Annotated in this window: 5 protein-coding genes; 2 read left to right on the top strand and 3 right to left on the bottom strand. The window is 75.0% G+C overall.

Translation table 11 applies throughout. The annotated features are described in order from the left end of the window. A partial coding sequence (locus ABD207_RS19660) for a trans-sulfuration enzyme family protein (protein ID WP_344014411.1) occupies nucleotides 1-1,055 on the bottom strand: 1,055 nt, incomplete at its 3' end. Nucleotides 1,056-1,126: 71 nt separating this feature from the next. Here ABD207_RS19660 and ABD207_RS19655 point away from each other — a divergent pair. Both ABD207_RS19655 and ABD207_RS19650 read left to right on the top strand, forming a co-directional pair. Next, on the top strand, nucleotides 1,127-1,618 hold the full coding sequence (locus ABD207_RS19655) for an Lrp/AsnC family transcriptional regulator (protein WP_344014410.1): 492 nt from the start codon (nucleotides 1,127-1,129) through the stop codon (nucleotides 1,616-1,618). Between the two features lie 32 nt (nucleotides 1,619-1,650). Then, nucleotides 1,651-3,339 carry a DUF885 domain-containing protein gene (locus tag ABD207_RS19650; protein ID WP_344014409.1) on the top strand — a complete coding sequence of 563 codons (1,689 nt, stop codon included), beginning with the start codon at nucleotides 1,651-1,653 and terminating at the stop codon, nucleotides 3,337-3,339. Nucleotides 3,340-3,345: 6 nt separating this feature from the next. Here the strand turns inward: ABD207_RS19650 and ABD207_RS19645 are convergent, their stop codons facing one another. Both ABD207_RS19645 and ABD207_RS19640 read right to left on the bottom strand, forming a co-directional pair. Beyond that, nucleotides 3,346-4,191, bottom strand: a complete 846-nt coding sequence (locus ABD207_RS19645) for an SDR family oxidoreductase (protein WP_344014408.1) — start codon at nucleotides 4,189-4,191, stop codon at nucleotides 3,346-3,348. Between the two features lie 77 nt (nucleotides 4,192-4,268). Beyond that, nucleotides 4,269-6,374 (bottom strand): SbcC/MukB-like Walker B domain-containing protein (locus ABD207_RS19640; protein ID WP_344014407.1); only part of this gene is annotated, 2,106 nt, incomplete at its 5' end.

Below are 6,374 nucleotides of genomic sequence, written 5' to 3'. Positions count from 1 at the left end.
ACGCCGGCGCCCCTGCGGTCGTCGGCGTCGACGATGCGGTGGCTGATGGAGGCCGGGTGCTGGATCAGGGAGTCCACGCTGCCCAGGCTCACCGCCGGGGTGATCAGCCGGACCCCGGCGATCACCTGGTGCGGGTCCCCGTGGACCTCGAAGGACACCATGGCGCCGCCGATGCGCGGGTAGTGCACCCGTTCCACGCGCGGGTCGGCGGCCAGCCTGCGGGCCAGTTCGGCGGCGTTGGCGGAGGCGGCCCTCACCCGCACCGGGAGGGTCGACAGGCCGCGCAGCAGCAGATAGCCGGCCAGCGGGTGCAGGACGCCGCCGGTGGCGAAGCGGATCTGCCGCAGCGTGCCCGCGAACTCCTCGTCGCACGCCACCACGCCGGCGAGCACGTCCCCGTGCCCGCCGAGGTACTTGGTGGCGCTGTGCAGCACGATGCGCGCCCCGTGCTCGGCCGGGCGCTGCAGGACCGGCGTGGCGAAGGTGTTGTCGACCAGCAGCGGCACCGAGCCGCACGCCCGGGCGACGGCCCTGAGGTCGATCTCGGCGAGCGTCGGGTTGGCCGGGGACTCCACCAGCACAAGACCGGTGTCGGGGCGCAGCGCGTCGGCGACGCCGGCCGGGTCGGTCCAGGTCACCTCCGAACCGAGCAGCCCGGCGGTCAGCAGATGGTCGCTGCATCCGTACAGCGGCCGTACGGCGACGACGTGCCGCAGGCCCATGGCGCCCCGGGCCAGCAGGACGGCGCTGAGCGCGGCCATGCCGCTGGCGAAGGCGACCGCCGCCTCGGTGCCCTCCAGACGGGCCAGGGCGGTCTCGAAGCGGGCGACGGTCGGGTTGCCGAGCCGCCCGTAGATGGGCGGCCCGTCCGGTTCGGCGCCGGTGGTGGCGAAGGCGTCGATGCGGGCGGCCTCGGCGCGGCTGTCGTACGAGGGGTAGGTGGTCGACAGGTCGATCGGCGGGGCGTGCAGTCCCAGGCCTGCGAGGTCGTCACGGCCGGCGTGCACGGCCTCGGTGGCCAGTGCGCGAGATGAACGCGTGGTACGCGTGTCCATGCCCAGTTCCATGACCGAAGGGTGAACACCGACCGGGTCTGTAGCGGCGAAAACCGTGCTACGTTCGGCCAGTGGCCGAATCTGTCGTACTGGATCCGGTGGATCTCCATCTGCTGCGGCTGCTGCAGAACGACGCCCGGATGACCTACCGGGACCTCGCCGCGCAGGTCGGGGTCGCACCGTCCACCTGCCTGGACCGGGTGACCCGGCTGCGCCGCTGCGGCGTGATCCTCGGGCACCGCCTGGAGCTGGATCCGGCCAAGCTGGGCCGGGGACTCCAGGCGCTGCTGTCGGTGCAGGTGCGGCCGCACCGGCGGGAGCTGGTGGGACCCTTCGTGGAGCGTATCCGGGCGCTGCCGGAGTCGCTGACCATGTTCCATCTGACCGGCCCCGACGACTATCTGGTGCATGTCGCGGTCGCGGACATGGCGGATCTGCAGCGGCTGGTGCTGGACGAGTTCACCGCCCGCCGGGAGGTGGCCCGGGTGGAGACCCGGCTGATCTTCCAGCAGTGGGACTGCGGACCGCTGCTGCCGCCTTCGCCCTCGGCTCAATCCGGGTGACGTGCGGCGGGCCGCGTACCAGGATGGTCCGCATGTCACAGACCAACAACGCGCTGCCCCGCCAAGTCGCCGACGCCTACGTCGACGAGCTGATCGCCCTCGACCCGGTGACCGGTACCTACCTCGGTGTGAAGGAGAGCTCCGCCAAGCTGCCCGACCTCTCCCCCGCGGGCCAGGAGGCGCTCGCGGAGCTTCAGCGGGCCACCCTCGCCCGGCTCGGCGAGGCCGAGCGCCGCCCCGGCGCGGACAGCGACATCGAGCGCCGCTGCGCCCGGCTGCTGCGCGAGCGGCTCACCGCCGAACTCGCCGTGCACGAGGCCGACGAGGGCCTGCGCTCGGTGGGCAATCTGGGGACCGTGGTGCACCCGGTGCGCGAGGTGTTCACCGTGACACCGGCCCGGACGGAGGAGGACTGGGCGGCGATCGCGGAGCGGCTGCGCGCGGTGCCGGGCGCGCTGGCCGGCTACCGGCAGTCCCTGGAACTGGGCCTGGAGCGCAAGCTGTACGCGGCGCCGCGCCCGACCGAGGCGTTCATCGGGCAGCTCACCGAGTGGGCCGACACGGGCGAGGGCCGGGGCTGGTTCGAGGACTTCGCCTCGGCGGGCCCGGAGGCGCTGCGGGCCGAGCTGGACGAGGCCGCGCGCGGGGCGACCGCCGCGGTGGCGGAGCTGCGCGACTGGATGCGCGGGACGTACGCGCCGGCCATCGAGGGCGCCCCGAACACGGTGGGCCGGGAGCGGTACGCCCGCTGGTCCCGCTACTTCAACGGCACCGACCTCGACCTGGACGAGGCGTACGCCTACGGCTGGTCCGAGTTCCACCGGATCCTCGGCGAGATGAAGAAGGAGGCCGAGAAGGTCCTGCCGGGCGCCGAGACCCCGTGGGTGGCGCTGGCGCACCTGGACGAGCACGGCCGGCACATCGAAGGCGTGGACGAAGTGCGCGACTGGCTGCAGGGGCTGATGGACCGGGCGATCGAGTCCCTGGACGGCACCCACTTCGACCTGGCGGAGCGGGTGCGCAGGGTGGAGTCGCGGATCGCCCCGCCGGGCAGCGCGGCGGCCCCCTACTACACGCCTCCGTCGGAGGACTTCTCCCGGCCGGGCCGCACCTGGCTGCCGACCATGGGCCAGACCCGCTTCCCCGTCTACGACCTGGTGTCGACCTGGTACCACGAGGGCGTCCCCGGCCATCACCTGCAGCTCGCGCAGTGGGTGCACGTGGCGGACAGCCTCTCCCGCTACCAGGCCACCGTCGGCATGGTCAGCGCCAACTGCGAGGGCTGGGCGCTGTACGCGGAGCGGCTGATGGACGAGCTGGGCTTCCTGACGGACGCGGAGGAGCGGCTCGGGTATCTGGACGCGCAGATGATGCGGGCGGCGCGGGTCATCGTCGACATCGGCATGCACCTGGAGCTGGAGATCCCGGCGGACTCGCCGTTCCACCCGGGTGAGCGCTGGACGCCTGAGCTGGCGCAGGAGTTCTTCGGCGCGCACAGCAGCCGCCCGGCGGACTTCGTGGAGAGCGAGCTGACCCGGTATCTGACGATCCCGGGCCAGGCGATCGGCTACAAGCTGGGCGAGCGGGCCTGGCTGCTTGGCCGGGAGAAGGCCCGTCAGCGGCACGGCGACTCCTTCGACCTGAAGGCCTGGCACATGGCGGCGCTGTCGCAGGGCTCGCTCGGCCTGGACGACCTGGTCGACGAACTGGCCGCCCTGTAGGGCCGGTCAGCGGCGGAAGCCGCCCTCGGAGGAGATGACCTGCCCGGTGATCCAGTCCGCCTCGTCGGTGGCCAGCCATGCGATGAGGCGGGCGGGATCGTCCGGCATGCCCCAGCGTCCTGCGGGGAACATCGCGGCGATGGCCTCGTAGTCCTCGCCGGTCATGTAGCCGGTGTCCACGGGGCCGGGGTTGACGGTGTTGACGGTGACGGCCTGCTCGGCGAGGGTCGTCGCCAGCGAGCGGGTGATGGAGGCGAGGGCGCCCTTCTGCAGCGCGTAGGCGATCTCGCCGGGCATGCCGCCGGCCATGTCCTGCCCGGAGGTCATCATCACCACGCGCCCGCCCGGGGTGCGGGGTTCGAGGGCCGCCCGGTGCCGGGCGAACGCCTGGACCAGCAGCAGGACCGAGCGGGTGTCGACGGCCCAGTGGGCGTCGAGCATGGCCGCGTCGATGGTGTCGAGGTCGCCGTCGCTGCCGCTGAGGGCGTGGTTGGCGACGAGGATGTCGAGCCGGCCGCCGAGGGCCTCGACGGCGCGGCCGAGCAGTTCAGCGGGCACGGCCGGGTCGGCGAGGTCGCCCGGTCCGGCGATCACGCGTGCCCGCGGATCGCCGAGGGCCTCGGTGACGGAGGCGGTCACCTCCTCGATCCGGTCGGCGCCCCAGGGCTGGGCGGCGTCGTGCGGCACATGGTGGTGCAGATACACGCTCGCTCCGTAGGCGGCCAGGCGCCGGGCCACGGCGTGGCCGATCCCGGCGCGCCGGCTGGCGCCCGTGACCAGCGCGGTCCGGCCGCGCAGCGGCAGGGGGTCACGGCGGAGGGCTTCGGGGGTGGGGTGCGGAAGTCGGGGCATGACCGGTCATGATGGTCGGCGCCGGGGCAGGACGCACGCCAATATCGCCGGACGTACCCGGCCGAAGCCCGGTGCGCTCAGCCGATCCCGCGCTGCCGCAGCACCGACCCGGATCTGCCCTTGACCACTTCCAGCTGGGCGTGGATGCGCCGCCGCAGATCGGCGACATGGCTGACGATGCCCACGCTGCGGTCGCGTTCGCGCAGGGAGTCCAGGACGTCCAGCACCTCGTCGAGGGTCTGGTCGTCGAGGCTGCCGAAGCCCTCGTCGATGAACAGGGTGTCCAGGCGCACCCCGCCCGCCTCGTCGGTGACGACGTCGGCGAGACCCAGGGCGAGGGCGAGGGACGCGAAGAACGTCTCGCCGCCGGACAGCGTGGAGGTGTCCCGCTCGCGCCCGGTCCAGGCGTCGACGACGTGCAGGCCGAGGCCGCTGCGGCCGCGGCCGGTGCGGTCGTCGGAGTGCACCAGGGTGTAGCGGCCGGACGACATGCGCTGCAGCCGGGCGGACGCGGCGGCCGCGACCTGCTCAAGCCGGGCCGCGAGCACATACGACTCCAGGCGCATCTTCCGTTCGTTGTCCGCGGCCGTTCCTGCGGTGAGGCCGGCCATGCGGGCCACGCGGTCGTGCTCCTCGCGCAGCGGCGCCAGCCGCCGCACCGAGGCGGCGACCCGCGCGGAGAGCCGGTCCAGCTCGGTGCAGCGGCGGTCGGCGGCGTCCCGGTCGGAGGAGGCCTCGCGCACCCGGCGGTCCGCCTCCTCGGCGGCCCGCTCGGCGGCGAGCACATCGGCGGGCGGCTGTGCGGCGGCGGTGAGCGTCTCGTGCTCGGCGAGGACCGTCCGCACCGCGGCCTCCTCCCGCTGCCAGGCGTCCAGGCGGCGCTGCAGCTCGCGGTGGGCGGCGTCGTCGAGGAGGGCGTCGGCGGCGGCCTGCGGGGTGTCGAAGCCGGCCCGGAAGGCGGCGTCGGCGAGCCGGGCGTCGGCGGCCTTGAGGCGCTGGGCGGCGTCCTCGGCGGCGCGGGCGGCGTCGGCCGCGTCGGTGAGCCGGGCGACGCTCTCCTCCAGCTGTGCGGCGCGCGCGGCGACGCTGGGCGCCTCGCCCCGCGCCTGGGCCAGCTCCTCCTCCAACGCGGCCCGTTCCCGCTCGAGCCGGTCGCGGTGGCCCACCCGGGCGGCGGCCCGGACGGCGGCCTCGCGCTGGGCGGAGACGCGCAGTTCGTGCTCGTGCTCGGCCTGGCGCAGCCGTTCCTGCGCGGCGTGCAGGCCGGAGGCGGCCTCGCGTGCCTCGGCGTGGGCGTGCTCCAGCTCCCGCAGTTCCCGGGCGAGTTGCTCGGTGGGGGTGTCGCCGGCCTCCGCCGTGGCCGCGGCGAGCGCTTCGCGGAGCCCGGCGTGGCGGCGTTCGTCCTCGGCGTGCTCCTCCTCGGCGCGCTGGTACTCCTTCAGTGCGCGTTCCTCCGCCGCGCGGTCGACGTGCCCGGCGTCCTTGCGGGCGGGTGCGGGATGCTCCCGGGAGCCGCACACCGCGCAGGGCTCGCCGTCGGTGAGGGAGGCGGCCAGCTCCGCGGCGATGCCGTCGAGGCGCTGCTCCTTGAGGTCCAGCCAGCGCCGGCGGGCCTCGGCGGCGCGCTCGGCCGATTCGAGGGCGCGGCCGCGGGCCTCCTCGGCCTCGGCGGCGAGCTGGTCGCGCCGGCGGGCCGCGGCGAGTCTGCGGCGGGCGGGCTCACGCCGCTCGGCGAGCTGTTCGGACCGGGTGGCGGCCTGCCGGGCGCTGTCGATGGCGGCCTGGAGGGCGGTACGGGTCTCCTCCCAGCCGGCCAGCCAGGTCTCGGCGTCCTGGAGGATCTCCTCGTCGGCGCGCTCCTGGCGGTCCAGACCGGCGCGTTCCTCGAGGAGTTCGGCGAGTCTGCGCTCGGCGCGGCGCGCGGACTCCAGTCCGCCCAGTTCCTCGGCGGCGCGGCGGGCGGCGTCGGCCAGGGCGGTCGCGCCCGCGTCGGCGAGTGAGGCCGGCAGCAGGGCACGGGCGCGGCTCTCGGCGTCGGCGGCGCGCCGGTGCTCGATGTCGGCGGACTCGCGCAGTTCCAGGGCGGGGGCGACCGTCTCGGCCTTGCGGGCCCGCTCCATGCGCCGCTGCGCCTCCTGGTGGGCGCCGGCCCGCTCCTCGAGGCGTGCGGCGCGCTCGCGGGC

The sequence above is a fragment of the Streptomyces thermospinosisporus genome (assembly GCF_039526425.1).
In the GTDB taxonomy this organism is placed as follows: domain Bacteria; phylum Actinomycetota; class Actinomycetes; order Streptomycetales; family Streptomycetaceae; genus Streptomyces; species Streptomyces thermocarboxydovorans.
This window is presented reverse-complemented; position numbering and strand designations above follow the sequence as displayed.